At 46.1% G+C, this 19,100-nt stretch carries 12 protein-coding genes and 1 tRNA gene; 12 read left to right on the top strand and 1 reads right to left on the bottom strand.

The features are described 5' to 3' along the window. The first annotated feature begins 277 nt into the window (after positions 1-277). The 4 genes from QFZ78_RS32885 (at position 278) to QFZ78_RS32900 (ending at position 6,764) form a co-directional block, all read left to right on the top strand. On the top strand, positions 278-2,206 hold the full coding sequence (locus tag QFZ78_RS32885; RefSeq protein WP_307553532.1) for a GDSL-type esterase/lipase family protein: 1,929 nt from the start codon (positions 278-280) through the stop codon (positions 2,204-2,206). A gap of 813 nt (positions 2,207-3,019) precedes the next feature. Beyond that, positions 3,020-3,976 carry an ABC transporter permease gene (locus QFZ78_RS32890; protein WP_307553533.1) on the top strand — a complete coding sequence of 319 codons (957 nt, stop codon included), beginning with the start codon at positions 3,020-3,022 and terminating at the stop codon, positions 3,974-3,976. Positions 3,977-4,003: 27 nt separating this feature from the next. Continuing rightward, entirely contained in the window at positions 4,004-4,891 is an 888-nt protein-coding gene (locus QFZ78_RS32895; RefSeq protein WP_307553534.1) for a carbohydrate ABC transporter permease, read from the top strand. A 139-nt stretch (positions 4,892-5,030) separates the two neighbouring features. Next, positions 5,031-6,764, top strand: a complete 1,734-nt coding sequence (locus tag QFZ78_RS32900) for a type 2 periplasmic-binding domain-containing protein (RefSeq protein WP_307553535.1) — start codon at positions 5,031-5,033, stop codon at positions 6,762-6,764. Positions 6,765-7,026: 262 nt separating this feature from the next. Here QFZ78_RS32900 and QFZ78_RS32905 read toward each other — a convergent pair whose 3' ends face one another. Continuing rightward, positions 7,027-7,866 carry a helix-turn-helix domain-containing protein gene (locus tag QFZ78_RS32905; protein ID WP_307553536.1) on the bottom strand — a complete coding sequence of 280 codons (840 nt, stop codon included), beginning with the start codon at positions 7,864-7,866 and terminating at the stop codon, positions 7,027-7,029. Between the two features lie 140 nt (positions 7,867-8,006). Here QFZ78_RS32905 and QFZ78_RS32910 point away from each other — a divergent pair, with 140 nt between their 5' ends. The 8 genes from QFZ78_RS32910 (at position 8,007) to QFZ78_RS32945 (ending at position 19,045) form a co-directional block, all read left to right on the top strand. Further along, on the top strand, positions 8,007-11,108 hold the full coding sequence (locus QFZ78_RS32910; RefSeq protein ID WP_307553537.1) for a glycoside hydrolase family 2 TIM barrel-domain containing protein: 3,102 nt from the start codon (positions 8,007-8,009) through the stop codon (positions 11,106-11,108). Positions 11,109-11,124: 16 nt separating this feature from the next. Further along, a tRNA-Ala gene (locus QFZ78_RS32915) sits at positions 11,125-11,188 on the top strand. 374 nt (positions 11,189-11,562) lie between these two features. Then, a complete protein-coding gene (locus QFZ78_RS32920; RefSeq protein WP_307553538.1) occupies positions 11,563-13,332 on the top strand; it encodes a sensor histidine kinase in 1,770 nt (589 codons plus the stop codon). Beyond that, positions 13,325-14,761 (top strand): response regulator, encoded by a 1,437-nt coding sequence (locus QFZ78_RS32925; RefSeq protein WP_307553539.1) that lies wholly within the window; start codon positions 13,325-13,327, stop codon positions 14,759-14,761. Before QFZ78_RS32920 ends, QFZ78_RS32925 begins: the two co-directional genes overlap by 8 nt. A gap of 173 nt (positions 14,762-14,934) precedes the next feature. Further along, positions 14,935-15,894 carry an ABC transporter permease gene (locus tag QFZ78_RS32930; RefSeq protein WP_307553540.1) on the top strand — a complete coding sequence of 320 codons (960 nt, stop codon included), beginning with the start codon at positions 14,935-14,937 and terminating at the stop codon, positions 15,892-15,894. After that, entirely contained in the window at positions 15,891-16,763 is an 873-nt protein-coding gene (locus tag QFZ78_RS32935; protein ID WP_307553541.1) for a carbohydrate ABC transporter permease, read from the top strand. The genes QFZ78_RS32930 and QFZ78_RS32935 overlap by 4 nt, the downstream gene beginning before the upstream one ends. A gap of 65 nt (positions 16,764-16,828) precedes the next feature. After that, positions 16,829-18,451 carry an extracellular solute-binding protein gene (locus QFZ78_RS32940; protein ID WP_307553542.1) on the top strand — a complete coding sequence of 541 codons (1,623 nt, stop codon included), beginning with the start codon at positions 16,829-16,831 and terminating at the stop codon, positions 18,449-18,451. Between the two features lie 345 nt (positions 18,452-18,796). After that, entirely contained in the window at positions 18,797-19,045 is a 249-nt protein-coding gene (locus tag QFZ78_RS32945) for a hypothetical protein (RefSeq protein ID WP_307553543.1), read from the top strand. Positions 19,046-19,100 lie beyond the last annotated feature (55 nt).

The following is a 19,100-nucleotide window of genomic DNA, read 5'->3' on the forward strand; positions in this document are numbered from 1 at the left end:
CTCCTGAATCCGTGACACTTACTAATGCCTGAAACCACAACTGTAACTTATTGGAAAATAACAATGTCGGAGCTGTCTATCTCACGTGTTAGACTGCTCAATTCCCGTAAATAGACAGGTCTAAATAGACCCAACTGGGTATTCTCAAAAAAAATGTATACAGATCGTTATCATGTAAACGCGCTGTATACTCGGTTCACTGTTGTAAACCACGGGGAGTGTTTTCCAAAGTTTAGATGTATGCGCTTTTAAAATTAAAAAAAAGGAGACCATCAAGATGACAACAAGAAAAAAGTCGCTTCGCTTCATCAAACAAATCATTTCCTTATGTATGTCCGTTTCACTGCTGCTGATGTGCGCGCTTCCCGCCACAGCTGCTGACAGCGATCCTTCGAATGCAGCCACCATTCAGCTTGAAGCCGAACAAGCCCAGCTGACAGGCGGGCTCCAGGTGAATACCAATCATCCTGGATACACGGGCAGCGGCTTTCTGGATGGATACTGGAATTTTGGAGGAACAGCGACTTTTACCGCTAACGTTCCGGCTTCAGGGAAATACAAAGTAACCGCACGTTACGGCAATGCCACTTATAATCCGGCTACACTGAGTCTTATTGTAAATGGAACGAAAATCAAGCAGACAAGCTTGCCTTTGCTTGCGAACTGGGATACATGGGGCGATCAAACGGAAACGTTGGATTTATATGCTGGCGTCAATACGATCGCTTACAAATTTGACAATGGCGATACGGGAATCATTAACCTCGACCATATTCGGGTTTCTCCTGCGCCAATTGAAGCGGAAACTGCGACCAGACTGGGATTCGCTTCTGTCTACAATGACTCCTCAGCGTCAGGCGGTCAAGCGGTCGAGTATCTTCATGTGAGCGGCAATGGCCTTCAGTTCAACAATGTCCCTGCTGCAAACAGCCTTACTGTGAGATATGCTGCCACTAGCTCGGGTACGTATAGTATGTACGTGAATGGAGTTAAGACACAGACCATCAACTTCACCGGGAATGGCACTTGGAATGGCGCCTACACCAGCGTGACCATGCCGGTCAATATTCCTGCAGGCGCGACATTGAAGCTCCAATATGATACTGGAGATACGGGCTGGAATGTAGACAATATTATATTGCTGCAGGGTGATCAATTATTTAGAGCAAATAAGGACTTCGTAAAGCAGATCGGCAGAACCGTTTTCTATAATGACACGCTTTGGTTGGCGTTGTCCGGCAGCGGGGCGGAGTACAAGTTTAGAGGCACAAAGGCGCAAATTACGATGAAAGGCGACCAGGTTGCGTTAGGGCAGACCGATTATGCAAGGATCGGCATTTATGTTAACGGCGTACGAGTCGTAGACGATTTATTAAAACAGTCTCAGAAGACTTACACCGTATTTGAAAGTGCTACACAACAGGATGTCGTCATTAAGGTCGTCAAGCTGTCGGAGGCGATCAGATCTACCGCAGGAATCCAGGAGATTCGCGTTAATTCTGTGGATGGGATTCACCCGACGCAGGGTTCGGCTCGGAAGATCGAGATCATCGGCGATTCGATCACGGCCGGCTACGGGGTTGATGATGTGAAGGAGAACGGATTTTCCACTGCGACAGAAGACGTGACCAAAACCTATGCATATAAAACGGCAGCTGCGCTCCAGGCCGACTACAGCGTGGTTGCCTACAGCGGTCATGGCATCGTCTCTGGCTATACCGGTAATGGTGAGAAGAACACCGGGCTGCTGGTTCCGAATAATTATGACATCATTGCCAGATCTGCCGGCCGTATTGACGGGAATCTGGATATCAACAACTCACCATGGGACTTTAACAAATTCGTACCTGATCTGATTGTAATAAATCTTGGGACGAACGATTATTCGTATACAAAGGATGATTCGGTGAAGCAAGCTGAGTACAGAGATGCCTATGTCGAATTCCTGAAGCAGGTTCGATCGCGTAACGCGAATGCGCGTTTGATGTGCACCGTGGGCATAATGGGGGATGCAATTTTCCCGATGGTGGAGCAAGCAGCCGCAGCTTATACGAATCAAACCGGCGATACCAAAATTTCGGTTATGAAGTTTGACGTTCAATTGTGGGAAGACGGCTTCGGTGCAGATTGGCATCCGTCGGAGGCAACCCAAACCAAAGCTGCAAACAAGCTGATTGCCAAAATAAAAGAGGTAATGAATTGGTAGGTTCGGCAGACTAAACAATATTTGCAGTAAAAATGTAAGAGGTTATCCCAGTGGTTATTAAACCGGGGATAGCCTCTTCTTGTTCAATGAACATTCTATTCCGAAGAGAAACTTAATCCTTTCGGTACCTTCTAAGAAAACCGTACATCAGACGGTAGATGCCATACAAACCAAGATATGCTGCGGTTACCAGAAACAACGGCTTCATGAACAACCAATGAATTTCCGTGGTCAGAACCATCAGGTGCAATGTGGTTTACGCAAAGGCAAGTGAACGAATCAAGGCCTATTATGACAAGGCGTATGGCTTCAAAACAATGCTTTTAGCCATCGATATAGATCAAAAAGAGTATAAGTTGAACAATTTGCCCCAGATATGTTGCTCAAGAAGGGTGTTTTTCTGTCAAGAGTGATCTTACAGTAGCAAGCGATTCGACTGTTGATTTAAAGCGTCTTCCGAAAAGGCACGATGCCTGCAGAATTCTCTCGCTGCCGACCAGCCCCGCGTCATGGGGATGTATTGCCGGTTATTTTCCGGCACGGAAAAACACTAATTATGGCTGGATTTTAAGTGAAATTTATCGGGTATTATGATGAAAACGATTTCGTTATAATCGAAACAAAGAGGTTGAGAGTTTGCCCGCATAATGAATCTGTGGTGCAAAACCTGAAGCAGGTTCCACCGCTGATAGGGAGTTGATGAGGAAATGTCATACCAGCAGGAGTTCTTGACCTCCTAAGATAGCCGATTTGAAAATCCAAGTAAAAGTGAGCAAATGAAAGAAAACATTATTTAATAGCGGGGGGAGAAACATGAACGCAAAGTTGTCCGAACACGCCTATTCACCAGTCTCGGGAAAGCGCTTTCAATTTAAAGATAAGCATAAATTATTTCTTATGGCTCTTCCTTTTCTTGTTCTTGTCTTTTTGTTCTCATATTTGCCGCTGTACGGCTGGGTCTATGCCTTTTACGACTACAGGCCCGGCATTCCGCTGTCCCAGACCGAGTTTGTAGGCCTGAGCTGGTTTACCAAGTTGGTGTCGAATCCGGCTCAGGTCCAGGAAATTCTCAGGGTCCTGCGAAACACGTTGGTGTTCAGTTCGCTTGGCATTCTGACTTCGGTTCTGCCGGTCATCTTCGCGATTTTCCTGATGGAAATAAAAAACGCGCCGTTTAAGAAAATCGTGCAGACGCTTACGACGCTGCCGAACTTTATCAGCTGGGTGCTAGTGTACTCCTTCGCCTTCATATTGTTTTCTGTTGACAACGGTTTCCTGAACAATTTGCTGATGAGCATGCATCTGATAGAAAGCCCGCTGAATTTGCTGGCATCGGACAGCCATACCTGGTTGGCCATGACCTTGTGGGGCATATGGAAGGGACTCGGTTGGGGATCGATCTTGTACATTGCTGCGATTACCGGGATTGATCCGGAATTGTATGAGGCTGCGAGAGTGGATGGAGCAAGCCGTTTCCAGTTGATATGGCACGTGACGATTCCCGGGATTATACCGACATTCTTCGTGCTTCTCATATTGGGAATCGCGAACTTTATCAATAATGGGCTTGAGCAATATTATGTGTTCTCGAACGCGATAAACATGAATCATATCGAGGTGCTCGATCTGTACGTATACAACATCGGGGTGGTGAATTCCAACTTCGGGTTCGCGACGGCGGTCAGCATTCTGAAATCGATTATCAGCTTGTTCTTGCTGTTTGTAGCCAATGGCCTGTCGAAGCTGGTTCGCGGCGAAGGCGTCATCTAAGTCATTGTGGAAGAGAGGAGTATCGACATGGGAAAGATGAGAAAGATTACGATATTTGACATCCTGAATTATACGTGGTTTGCCCTTTTCACTCTGGCTTGTTTTTTTCCGTTCTATTATTTGTTCATCAATACGATTAGCAACAACGACTTGAGCAGCAGAGGCCTCGTCATGTTTTACCCGCGGGGGATTCATATAAACAACTATATTGAAGTATTCAAGATTCCCGGACTGGGTACAGCCGCGCTCGTATCTATAGGACGCACTGTGATTGGCACATTGTTGACCGTGGCTGCATCGGGATTTCTCGGATACTTGTTTACGAAAAACGTAATGTGGGGACGTAAATTTTGGTACCGGTTCCTTATCGTGACCATGTATTTTAATGCCGGGCTGATTCCATGGTTTCTTATCATGCTTAAGCTTGGCCTGGTAAACAATTTCCTGGTCTATATCATACCCGGGATCGTTGCTCCGTTCAATATCATCCTTGTCAAAACATTCATCGAGTCGACGCCGATCTCCCTGCAGGAATCGGCGCAAATCGACGGAGCCGGCTATTTCACGATCTTCTGGAAGATCGTCATGCCTTTGATCACGCCGATTCTGGCAACGATCGCCATCTTCTCGGCCATCGGTCAGTGGAACTCTTTCCAGGACACGTTGTTCCTGGTCACGGACCCGAAGCTGTTTACGCTGCAATTTCTCCTGTATCGCTTTTTAAACGCAGCGACATCGCTGGCAAATCTGATAAAATCCAGCGGGGCTATCAATGCGGATCTGGCCAATATGCAGACGGCCACTTCGATTCGGACGACGGTTTCGATGGTTGTCGTCATCCCGATTTTGCTAGTTTATCCTTTCTTCCAACGATACTTTGTCAAAGGCATTTTGATCGGTGCCGTGAAGGGGTGAATTTGGAACTCTGCAAAGGAGGTGAGGCGGGACATTGTATGCTTGTATTGTAATTGTCAAAGGGACGTCAGGATTCATTTCTTAACCGCAATGAAAAAGTACGACTATGCAGGTACATGACAAGGAGGTTAACAAACAAATGATTAGAGGAAAAAAGTGGATGGCGACCGCGGTCTCGATGAGCGTCGTGCTTGTATTATTGTCCGCATGCAGCGGCGGCAAAACCGCGGTAGATTCACCGGCGCAATCGAGCGCAAGCACCGATCCTTCGAAGCAGCCGGAAGTCACACTGACGGTATTCTCGAACGTGGCTAACTATTCCGGGGATCAACCGGGTTGGTTTGCGAAGCTGATCAAGGAAAAATTTAATATCAAATTAAACATTATCGGTGGCGGCCAGGGAAAAGAGGCTACGTTGTTGGCCTCGGGCGATGTAGGCGATATCCAGGTTGCAATCAACAACAAAGATGCGATCAAAGCTGGCCTGCTGTTGGATTGGAATAAAAACGGGCTGCTTGACAAATACGGCCAAGACATTCGAAAATATGCCGGTAAATCGCTTGAAGCCCACAGCAAGCAATTCGGCGGCGGCACGGCGATCTACTCGGTGGGGAATGAGGTAGGCAACGGCAGCGGCCCGAGCGAAGGCGCCGATATGACGTTCGGTCCCAATATCCGCTGGGACTTGTACCAGAAGCTGGGCAGTCCGCAAATCAAAACGTTGGACGACTATCTGCCCGTCCTCAAGCAAATGCAGCAGCTCAGTCCGAAGAGCGATACCGGCAAGCCTACGTACGGATTTTCGCTGTGGTCGGACTGGGACGGGTCCGGTTCAATGAACGTGGGTTCTATAGCTGCATTATACGGCTATAGGGTAGGGGACGGATTCAACAACAAAGCTGATATGATCCTGACAAAGGCCGATGAAGCGAAATGGCAAGGCATTATCGATGACAACGGTTACTACATGAAAGGCGTGAAATTCTTCTTTGATGCCAATAAGATGGGACTGCTTGATCCAGACTCTTTGACGCAGAAGTTCGCCGACGTGACCAATAAGTACAAGGACGGGCAAATTCTATTCGCGCAATTTCCTTGGGTAAGCAGCGGTTTTAACATCCCGAACAACACGTCCGCAGGAAAAGGTTTCGGATTCGTACCATTCGGCGATGAGAAACAGTCATCCGCCGGGTTTAAACCAGAGGGCAGCAATTACTATTGGACCATTGGCGCGAAAACGAAGTATCCGGAGCGTGTGATGCAATTCCTTAACTGGCTGTATACGCCGGAGGGGATCATGGAATCCAATTACGGACCGAAGGGCTTGATTTGGGATATCAAGGATGGAAAGTCGACCCTGACCGATTTCGGATACAAAGCGATCGTGAACTCCGTCAATATGCCTGATGAATACGGCGGCGGGCTGTACAAGGACGGAACTAACCAAATCAACAACTCGACGATCTCCAGATCTATGAACAATCCGGAAACTGGGGAACCGTATGATTACACGATGTGGACCTCGTATTTGAATCATAATCCGGATCCGGTCACGAAGAGTTGGCGGGACGCTATGGGTGCGCTGACGGTGAAAGATTACGTCGTCAAGCACAACCAAGTTGCCGTGGCACCTGCGTACAACAGCAGCGTAGCGGCGGTGGATCAACCAGCCGACATCAAGCAGAAGAACAGCGAAGTGGGCAAAGTCATCAAGGAATACTCCTGGAAGTTGATGTTCGCGAAGAATGATAACGAGTTTAACAGCCTGAAACAGCAATTGATCACGAAAGCCAAAGGTTTGGGCTACGACGAAGTTGTCAAGTGGCAAGTCGACCAATACGAAAAAACGGTCGGTGCGGCGTTGAAAAAGTAATCAATAAAGATGGAATGCGACTATTCTATCGAATGTTCCATCGAAATTACTTGAAACGATTAAGCTTCGTGAAATCTAAATTCCGTGGGCATTACTGGCTCACGGAATTTTTACGATCAGCCTGCTGTTTTATCGTTACTTCCGGACGCCCTTGCCGGAAATAAACAAAGAGAACAAGTAAATGAAGAGGCAAAGCCCCGATTTCTCGGGGCTTTGTTATTTGTTTTTCTGAGCGAATGCCTATATTGGCTGTAGAGCATTGTCACCTATGGCGGTTACGGATATAACGTCCTGGAGGCATTCCTTCCGATTTAGTAAATTGTTTGGTGAAAGAGTAAATATCCCCATAACCAAGACCAACGGCTACATGTTTGATGGGGAGTCCAGAGAGGAGCATCATTTTTGCCTGTTTCATTAAATGTTCAATGTGGTATCGCTGAGGGGAAACCCCGGTCGTGGCTTTAAATAACTTCCTGAAATTCTCATAGCCCATATTTACGGCTGCTGCAGTTTCCTTCATATCATAATGGATATCATTGGAGCCGCCGATTAGTTGGCAAGCCTTCGATATTTTATGATCATTGTGCTCTCTCTGCGAATAATGAACGCTGCCGTGTAATCGGATCATGAGCTCTTGTGCTCTCATCAGCAAATAGGGGAGCCTTTCATCTGCAGCGCCTTTAAGGCTGTTTAGCAAGGCAGCAAAATCAATAACAAAATCGCTCGTAACCTGCGTTGCTTGCACCTCTTTATCGGAATTTATAATTCCAAGTGTTATTAGGTAATGATAGACAGGATAACCTACGCTCATATAAAACTCTATCCATTCCCCATTTGGCTCGATTTCGGTGGAGTGCAAACGTTCGGGCAAACGCTGAACCAGATCCCCCGCTTGCATCGGAATAACGGTACCGTCCTCTGAGATAAATCGTCCACTGCCTTGCAGGATAAAAAAACAGCTGTAATATCCGATCTTAAAGTCATATTGGGAACGCTCTGCCGTTAATTTTCTCATAAAGCCGCATGACAAAATGCCTTGGTCGAAATCGTCGCCGATACATCGGTATACAACATCATTTTCCTTTATATCGTCGTAATACATATTGTTGCTACACCTACCAAATTGGATAAATGAATTACCAGACTTAACATTTCATATGATGACTTATCCTTATATTATAAGGATATCGATTTTTTAGTGCAACCAATTAGAACAATTGATGGGAGGATTATTTAAAACGTATGAAGATGAACAGAGACTGGGAGAATCCGCATGTCACTCAAAAGAATCGTTACCCCATGCATGAGACGTACGGCGTATACGAAACCGTTGAACAGGCGCTAAGCGGCGATCGCAGAACGTCAAAATATGTAAAATGCTTAAACGGCTCGTGGAAATTTAAATTGTTTTCGTCTCCAGACGTGGTAACCGATGAGTTCTATCATCCTGAATATGACGTGTCCCGTTGGGATGATATCCCGGTTCCTTCCAACTGGGAGCTTTTCGGATATGGAAAACCAGTGTACACCAATATAAAGTATCCCTTTGCACAGAAGGGGGCGGACTCCCAACATGAAATTCAATTGAAGAAAGATGAATTTGTTTTGAATCCGCCTTATGTACCGGAGGATAACCTCACCGGATGCTATGTTCTAACGTTCGAAATTCCCGAACATTTTAACGGCCGAGATCTATTTATCGATTTTGCCGGCGTGGAATCTTGCTTTTATCTGTGGTTAAACGGGAAGTTCGTCGGTTATTCGCAAGACAGCAAGCTTAACGCTTCTTTCGATATTACGAATTACATCCAAATGGGACAGAACTATTTAGCCGTTCAGGTGATGCGATTTGGAGCCGGTACTTATCTGGAGGATCAGGACTACTGGCATCTATCGGGGATCTACAGAGATGTTCTGATTTGTGCAAAACCGCGAATGCGCATTCATGATTATAAAATCGAAACGCTCTTTTCGGGTCATTACGACAATGCCGAATTAGCCGTGACGGTTTACCCTAATAATCAAGCAAGCTGTTACGGGGAAGCTCATGCGCGCCTATCTCTTTATGATCACGATCAAAAATTGGTTACGCAGTTTGAAACGCCGAAGTTTGCGGATTGCAGATCCTACCTGCAAGAGAACTATGTGGCGAAGGTCAAACAAACCATTAAGAGCCCCAAATTGTGGAGCGACGAAATTCCTTGCCTCTATAGATTGGTATTGGAAATGATCGACTCTGACGGAAATGTCGTTGACATCGAGAGTGCAAATGTCGGCTTCCGCGAAGTTAGCATCGATAAAAATGGAATTTTGAAAATAAACGGCAAACGTCTCATCATCCGTGGAACGAATCTTCATGCGTTTTGTCCCGAAACGGGGCGCGTGGTGTCGACGGAGTATATGCGTGAGCAAATTAAGATCATGAAATCGCTTAATATCAATGCGGTCAGAACGAGTCATTATCCCCATGCAGTCGAATGGTACGACCTCTGTGATGAACTGGGCATTTATGTAGTAGATGAGGCCAATATTGAGACCCATGGCATCGGCGGCCAGTTGAGCGCATCTCCCGAATGGACCCATGCTTATATGGAACGTGCAGCACGGATGGTGCTCAGAGATAAGAATCATCCCTCGATCATTCTCTGGTCCCTGGGAAATGAATCCGGTTACGGAGCGAACCATGCTGCCATGTACGGATGGATTAAGGAATACGATAAAACAAGATATGTCCAGTATGAGTCCTCGAATCCTCCGGCCCATATTTCCGATATCGTGGCGCCCATGTATCCTCAGAAGGATTGGATCCTGGACTGCATGGCCAACAGCGAAGACTTGCGGCCGTTTATTATGTGTGAATATGCGTACGCGAAAAGCAACAGCAACGGGAATTTCAAGGAATTTTGGGACCTCATTCATAAATTCCCACGGTTTCAGGGCGGTTTTATTTGGGACTTTCAGGATAAAGCGCTTGTTAGGCATGATGAATCCGGGAACAAAAAATATGTTTATGGCGGCGGGTTCCAAGAAGAGATTATGGATGCTGCGCCCGATATGTGCCTGAACGGCATTGTATTTCCGGATTTAACGCCGAAACCGGCTGCCTATGAAATCAAATATGTTCAAGCTCCCGTCCAGATCGATTACTTTGAACGGCCTTATGATGTCCCTGGTAACAAAAGTTATCGAATTTTTAATCATTATACGCATCGAGACTTAAGCCACCTCGACATCGGTTGGGAGCTTGTTTGCGACGGGAAGGTTGTCGAAAACGGTACATTATCCAAATTGAATACGCCGGCCGGATCTATGGACAGTGTACAGGCACCACACGATCCAGCCAAGGTCTCTGGAGAAGCGTACCTGAATTTCTATGCTTATCTGAACGAGGATACGTATTATGCAAATAAGGGAGCCTGTATTTATGCATGCCAGATCGAGTTGAATGATTCCGTTTACGAAATGCACACCGGAGATATTGAAAGTGGAAGCCTGGTATATGAAGAAGCCGCTGATCGAATTCATATTTATAATGAAAATACGAACGTGGTCTTCTCGAAAGATACGGCAGAATTCATTTCTGTGAGATACAAGAACCGGGACTACTTTACGGGCGGAGCTAACAATTTCTATCGTCCGCCAACGGGGATAGACGCCGGTATAACTGGCGAGACGCTGAACTATGCGGTTGAATGGAGAAGCCTCGGGCTGAACTCCAATCAGAAAGAGATCAAGCGTATCCGGGTATATGCAGCGCCTTCTTCCGTTATCATTCAGGTTCATGCTTTGTATCATGGGTGCATTGAAACACGAACTGACTATGCGATTGGCGGTAAAGGCATTGAAATTACCAACACGGTCGTGAACAATGCCAATGTCGATACCATTCCGAGAATCGGTCTAAGCTTTACCTTCTCTGCTGCCTGGAAAAATATCAAATGGTATGGTCGCGGGCCATGGGAAAACTATGCGGACCGAAAAACGTCTGCCTTCGTTGGTATATATGAAAGCTCTGCCCAAGAACAACATGTTCCCTACATCGTGCCGGTTGAATGCGGGGGCAAGGAAGATGTCCGTTATCTATATGTATCCGCGGATGATCGCAAGGTAAAAGTTACCTCGGCGGGTCACTTCCATTTTGATATTCATCAATTCAGCATCGGACAATACGACAATGCCGCCTATGAAGATGAGCTTGGCACATCCGATTCCGTTTTCCTTCATATCGATTACAAACATGCAGGTCTTGGCGGAGACAACGGTTGGACCAAAAATATTCACGATGAATATAAAATCGAAAAGGGCATCTATGTTTACAAGATCACTTTAGAGATCATGGATTGAACAGCTTCAGAAGTCCACTCAGCTGGGAGAGCGCTTGCATGGCATGCAAGAGGTCAGGGATTCGATCCCCCTCGGCTCCATATAGCACAAGGACGTCACCACAAAAGGGGTGGCGTCTTTTGCTATATGGAGCCCCGCAAAGGGGCGAACCCCGAGGTTCAGTTCTGCGCAGGGAGCCGAAGTCGGATGAGCGCGGCGTTGAATTCTGCCTGCCACTAGGCTGTTCTATACCGAAGAAGGAATATGCAGAACTGGAACATTCTCATGAATTTGCGCGAGAAGGTCATGGTGAGCTTAATTCAAGCGAAAACTCGAATCATTAATTGGTGTGACCGCTATTTTCCGGAACAGGCCAGGAAAATACATCAACTTCACCGTTCTCATTCAAATATGTTATGATTCTGTGTGAATTAAACCTATACATCAAATTAACTATCAAAGAAGGAAAAGTCACATGAAACGATCATATTTGAAAAAACTTCCCATCACGGTGCAGTTATCTTTACTGGGTTTATTAATTGTTATGGTTATGATTTCGATCATGGCTGTGAATTATTACCGTGCCGTCAATGTCGTAAAGAAGAATAACAGCGATTACATCAAAGGTGTTATTTCGCAACTGAACCAGTCCATTTCCTCGAACAGTAATGATGTTAAAAGAATTATGGAAACGATTGCTTACAACGGACAAACCGTACAAAATTTTTTGTCTGAGACAAATCCAACCCAAAAGTTTGAAATGTACAACCAGTTAAAAGCTTATTTGTCAGATATGAGGAAAATGAAAAAGGCTATTCTGGATATTGCACTGGTTGAAAATAACGGCGCCGTATTCAACCTCCTGGCCAATACGACTCAAATCGCAGCAATTTCCCGGGAGATTCCGAAAGATAACTTGTCCTATTTTTTGGGGCATAAAATGATCGATTTACCTTATACTACAACGCCGGTATTGGTGGCGGGAGCACCTATCTATTCAACAACTGATTTTGAGGCCGTCAGAAGTAAACTTGGAACTCTGCTTTTGATAATCGACAATCGACTGCTCTTCGGCGACGGCAACCCTGTCAATTTACCCGATGGTGCCTTAGTCTACATGGCTGATCGTAACGGAAGGCTTTTCTATACGAATGATGATTCAAGTAACCTGGGGGAGCCGATTCCAAAAGATAAATTGTTGAATCATAACCGTCAATATATGATTCATAGGGAAGCCATTCCGGATTTGGACGGCGAAATTGTGATTGAAGTGCCGAATCGTGTGCTCCTTCAAGGTCTTAATGAGATTCGTCTACAGCAGCTTATCATGGTAGCCATCGCACTCGTTCTAATGATCATACCGCTTCTGTTCGTGAGCAACAACATTCTGCAGCCTTTGAAGAAGTTTATGAGCCTGATGGGAGAAGTGAGTCTCGGGGAAAAAAAACATCTCAGCAAACGAATCGCAGTAGATGGTTATGCGGAAATGATTATTATGGCTTCGCGTTTCAATGAAATGTTGACGGAAATTGAGAAGTTGACGGATCATTTGCTGGAAAGCAAGCGTGTCCTCTACGAGACGGAATTAATTAAACGGAGAGCGGAACTCAGCTTTTTGCAAAGTCAAATCAATCCGCATTTTTTATACAATACGCTGGAATCGATCAAAGGGCTTGCCGCGAGAGAGGGTTCTTCGCAAATATTCGAGCTGACAAAAGCGTTAGCTATGTTTTTCCGTTACAGTATCCAGGGACCTGATATGATTTCCTTGGAAAGAGAATGGATCATCATAAAATACTATATCTTCATTCATCAAATCCGATTTGGCGAACGCTTGCATGTGGAATATGACATTTCTACGGAATGCCTCGCTTGTCTTGTCCCAAAAATGATCTTGCAGCCTATCGTGGAAAATGCCATCAAACATGGCATTGAGCCGCTCAGACGAACCGGTGTGTTGGTGATAAAAGGCTACAGGGATGGGGAGAAGTTGTATCTCTCCGTCAATGATAACGGTACAGGAATAAGTTTGGAAAAGTTAGAGGAAATTAATCTTACAATAGAATGCCGATCGGCAACCGATGGCCTTGATGGCGATTCCGTATCCGGCATCGGACTGGCGAATGTGCATAACAGAATCCGCATGATCTTCGGAGAACCATACGGCATCAGGTTGACGAGCGAGCTTGAAGGCGGAACAACGGTCTCGCTTATAATACCGGTCAGGAGTGAAGGTTATGTATAAAGTCTTTATTGTGGATGACGAGGAACTGGTTATAGAAAGCTTGAAAGCGTCGGTGGATTGGAAGGGCTGCGGCTATGAAGTTGTTGGGTATGCGCAGAGCGGGGAGGAGGCAGTGGAAGTTGTAAAACAAATTCAACCGGATGTGGTTTTTTCCGATATTCGGATGCCCGGAATGAACGGGCTGGAACTGAAAAAACGATTGGACGACGCCGGCATATCCTCCAAATTTATCATAGTGAGCGGTCTGGCGGAATTTGCTCTCGCGCAGAAAGCGATCCAGAACGGCATATCCGGTTATTGCCTGAAGCCTTTCGACGAGATGGAACTCATGGGGTATCTGAAAAAGATCAAGCGGGAATTAGACGCCCGCCGTCTGTTGCCTGAAGGGGAAATCCTTGATTTGATTGAGAGCGGCACGCCGGAAGCAAACAGCAGATTGCGGCGGGAGTTAGCTTTTGCCGGCATTGACGGGTCCGGAAAAGACGACTTGCGTATCATGCTTACCGTAAGAAGGGACAGGCTGCCGATCCATGAACAAACACCTTGCCTTACGGTGCGTATCGGTTATCGCAAGTTTATTTACGTAATGGCGGACAGAGACGCGGCCCAGTTCATGTCCAACTTTTCTTCTGAAAGTCGTGAATTCTGGAAAGGAATCGGGTTCAGCGAGCAGGTTGTCGAACCGGCAGAATTTACGCAGGCTATCCAGGAAGCGGAACTTCAAGCCTATCAATATTTCACCTTAGCTGAAACGCCCGCATGGAAAGAGAAGTGGAAACCCCATGATTTGAAGTCGGCATTTGCAGTGTTGGCAGAAGGAAATGACCAGGCGATCCATACGCAGTTGGATTCCTTTTTATTCATGTTTCAGAGCGGCCTTCTGAATATTCGGCATGCCTTGTTGTTATATAACGATTGCATATCGCAGTTAAGTCGAAAGGGAAAGGAATCGGACGATTTCTACCTCTATTCACTCGAACAATTGGCAGATCAGTTTAAAGATGTCAGCGATATGATCCAATATTTAAAACGATTGTTCCGGGAGGAGCAGAACGATCAACAGCACGTTTCCATACAACCTGGACGCAGTACATTCTCTGCCATGCTGGAATACATCAACGAGCACTTCAGCGAGGACATTACCATATTAGGCATAAGTAAACGATTCAATTTAAACCCAAACTACATCTCGCAATTATTCAGAAAAGAACTGGATAAAACCTTCACCGAATACATGACCGGCCTTAGAATGAGCCGCGCTTCGGAGTTGCTCAAGACCACCTCCATTCCGATCAACGAGATAGCGGATCAGGTAGGATATAGGGATTATTTTTATTTCAGTAAAATGTTCAAAAAAATGATGGGCGTTCCGCCTAGAACCTATCGATTCGACCAAGGTCAAAACGGCTTTTTTCCGGCTCCTGAATAAAGGAGTCCTTTTTTTTGTACTACAAATCGGTAACTTGTACTTGAATTAGGTGCAAGACCATTCCGACTCCTATTCGACACAAAGTTGCTTAAAAATACAAAATAAAAGCTAATTGCACGACATACCCCTTGGAAAGCGCTTGCTTTATAATAATTTCAGGAGGCGAGAGGGGCATGCAAAATACAGTAATTCACGCGAAATACAAGGGGCGTTTGAAGGGAAAAACCAACCGCAAATGGCAGGAAATCGTCCGTCATAAGTACTTCTACTTGATGGTATTTCCAACCGTGCTGTTCTTTCTGATCTTCGCGTATGTGCCTATGTACGGCGTGATCTTGGCTTTTAAGGACTTCAATTATTCTCTGGGCATCATGAACAGTCCCTGGAATAACTTTCAAAACTTTCGGGATGTGCTGGGTGATCCGAAATTCCAGCATGCGTTCAACAACACCTTGTTGATCAGCTTCGGGCGTTTGCTTATCGAATTTCCGATCCCGATCCTGCTGGCGATTCTGCTGAATGAAATGCGACACAGAAGATTGAAGCGGATCTATCAAACTGTATTTACGTTTCCGCATTTCATCAGCTGGGTCGTGTTAAGCGGAATCATTACGAGTATCCTGAGCGATCAGGGCGTGCTCAATCAGATCCTGCAGCTATTCGGATGGGGAAAAAACTCGATCCTGATCCACGACGGAAGTTTTCTGGCGCTGCTGTTCACGTCGAACATATGGAAAGAAGCAGGCTGGTCCTCCATTATTTATCTGGCAGCCATCGCAGGCATCAATCCCGAGCTTTATGAGGCGGCGGCCATAGACGGTGCAAACCGTTATCAGCAAATGAAGGCCATTACATGGCCGGTGATTCGTACCACGGCAGCTATTCTGCTTATTCTGGCAGTCGGCGGTATTATGAACGGCGGGTTCGACCAGATCTTCAATTTGTATAACCCGGCTGTTTATGAACGCGCCGATATTCTCGATACCTACGTGTATCGCAGCGCTTTTGTAGACGCAACGGGGTTCGGCTATTCCACTACGGTTGGTTTACTGAAATCCGTCATCAGTTGCTTGTTGCTTTTCGGAGCAAACTTTTTTGTGAAGCATGTTATGAAGGAGGGGGGCCTCTATTGAAGCGCTTATCGGTTTCTAATGCGCTGATCGCGATCATCCTGGGGCTGTGCGCGATCGCGGCTGTATTCCCGTTTTATCAAACGCTCGTTCTGTCCTTGTCTACCCTATTAGACAGGAAAGCGGGAGGGGTCATGTTGTTTCCGAGATCCATTGATCTCTCTTCGTATCAATATATTTTTCATGAAGGCAAAGTGGTCAATGGTTTGCTTATATCGGTCTTCGTGACCGTGTTAGGCACATTGGTAAATTTGGTAGTAACGACGACAGGCGCTTACGCGTTATCCAAGAATTCGATGCCAGGCCGAAACGTGATCCTTACTTGCATCATCTTTACGATGTTTTTTTCAGGCGGTCTTATTCCCTATTATTTGACGATTCAAAGCCTGCACTTGCAGAATAATTTACTTGTCATGATTTTGCCGGCGGCTGTAAACGCGTTCAACCTCATCCTGATGAAGAACTTCTTCGGAAGCGTCAATCCTGCTCTTGAGGAGTCGGCCAAAATTGACGGGGCCAACGATTTTAGTATCCTCATTCGCGTCGTCATACCCGTTTCGTTGCCGATCATGGCGACCATGTCCTTGTTTTATGCGGTTGATCGTTGGAATGAATGGTATCTCCCGATGTTGTTTATCAACGATATAAACTTGCATCCCTTGCAGCTTGTATTAAGAGACACGATAACCAATCTGAGTCAGTCGATCAACAGCCCGACAGGCCAACAGCTAGCCTCGCAAATGCAAAACGTTTACCCGGAATCGGTAAAGTCAGCGATGATCATCGTTTCCGCCATTCCCATATTAATGGTTTATCCATTCGTGCAGAAACACTTCAATGCGGGGGTTATGATCGGTTCCGTAAAGGAATGATAATAATGGCTTCAGCCTTTATTATATACATCTTGAGCTTCTAAAATACAAGGAGGGTTAACGAAATGAAGGTCAAACAAAGAGTATTAACATGTTCGGCTTTGATTTTGCTTGCAGGTACGGTGCTATCCGCCTGCAGCAAAGAGGAGAGCAAGACAAATACCCCGAGCGTAACGTCAAACGCATCACAGAAGCCAGATGATACGGCAATGAGCAAGCCATTAGAGCTCAGCGTTGCAGTATGGGACATTGAGACAGGCTTTAACGCTCCCAATGCAAAAAATGACACCGTTTACAACGATTTGACCAAGAAATTCAACATCACGATCAAACCCGTTCAGATTACCTGGAACGACTGGCAGGAGAAGGCAAAGGTATGGGCCGCGTCCAAGCAGCTTCCCGACATGTTCGCCAACGCGCTTGCTACCGATAATATCGGGTTGTACCAAACCTGGGCCAAGCAAGGCGTCCTCAAGGCACTCCCCGACGACCTGAGCCCGTATCCGAATTTGAAAAAAATCTTTTCCAATCCGGCTGTGCAACCGTTCAAGGTGGATGGAAAATTTTATACGGTTCCGCGCTTTGGCGGCGAGGATGTCGGCGATGGCAGGCTAGGCAGGCCAATACGTTATCGCAAGGACTGGGCGGAGGAAGCGGGATATACAAAGGATCCGAAAAGTTTTGAGGAATTCATGGCCATGACCAAAGCCGTCATACAGAAACACCCCGGAATCAGCGGGTTGACCATTAATTCGAAGGGCTATCTGTTAACACCATTTTTGGGAAGCTTTCCTGAAATGTTATTTAGCAATAACTGGACCCAGGAAAACGGCAAGTGGATTCCCGCCTTCACGTCCGAGAGAGCCTATACCGGTATCCAGCAGCTTCGTACGCTCTATACGGATGGCGTCCTTGACAAGGACTTTGCAACCCAGAAAGACGCCGATGGCACGAACAAGTTTTTGTCCGGCCAAAGCTTTGCGCTATATGGCCTGGAAGGCGTGACTGATGAACAAGTAACCGCATTCAAAAAAGCGAATCCGGGAGTCAGCCCTTCCAAAGCAATCGGGTATTTGAATATTTGGCCTGCGGCTGACGGCAAGCGCTATACGATGGCTGGAGCTCCTTTCTGGTCCGAAACGTTATTCCCCGCTACGCTTAGCGATGAAAAATTCAAACGGGCGCTCCAAGTGTTGGATTACATGATGTCTGATGAATATAGGGTACTGGGCATTAATGGAATCGAAAATGTCGATTATAAAGTGGAAAATGGCCAATACGTTTCCCTGCTGAAAGCCGGTGAAACGCTTGCCGACAAATACCCGATCACGTCAAAACTGGTTTGGCTTGCCGCATGGGACCCCCTCCTGTATAAGGGCAAAAAAGTGGTAAGCTCAGATCCTGAAGCTGCAGCACTGCAGAAGCTGCAAATTGAAACGTGGAATCGTTATAAACAAGAAGATACGTCAATGCCTGTCAACTTTGATTTCAATGCGATATCGACCCCAGCAAAAAATAAGTTTACGGCTCTAGACCCCGATATCCAGAACGACATCATTAAAGTGATTTTGGGTAAAGGTGACCCGATTGCCCAGTGGAAAGAAATCGTCAAGGGATACGACGCCAAAGGTGTGCCTGAAGCCATCAAAGAAGTGAACGATGAGGTAGCCAAGAGAGGCATCAAGTAACAACTCCTTTTTCATGACCGTTCAGTGACACGAAGAAGCTTCCGAACCATGCGCATCATGTTCGTGAAGCTTCTCTTGTTCCTGATACATCTACAACAGTGCTTTAACCGCTCAGGAAGTAACGGCTGTGATGACCGAGTAGATTGCAGCGGCAGTGAATGAACCAGCGGAAGTCCGGAACATGAACCATGTTCCGGACTTTCCGTCATTGATTCGACGGTGGAGCATTATTCTGATCCGTTGAATGATACTTTTGACGAATGTATCGGAAACTGTGCGTATGTACCGAGAGTGATTAGAGTTACGTTAGAAGTTACAGCACATCAAGAGTGAGGGGGCTAAGATGTGAGATTCTGTTTGTACGATGAACAAAAGGCATCTGTTCTTTCCGTCATGGACAAACTTGGGGATGCAATCAAGAAAATGGTACAAGAACGCGCGAAAACGAGCTTGAGAATTTACCCTCTACTTACTCGTGAGGAGTATGAAGCCTACCCACAGTTATTTCGCGGGGTTGTGAATGGACGTTATTATCTGCTGTACTCTCTAAACGAAGACATGGGGAGCACGTACGATCAGGTAATTATTGACTGAATCGCCTGAGGCGAACATCAAGATGGACGGATGCACGTACAGGAAGGATCTTCGA

This window comes from Paenibacillus sp. V4I5 (genome assembly GCF_030817255.1).
Classification (GTDB): domain Bacteria; phylum Bacillota; class Bacilli; order Paenibacillales; family NBRC-103111; genus Paenibacillus_E.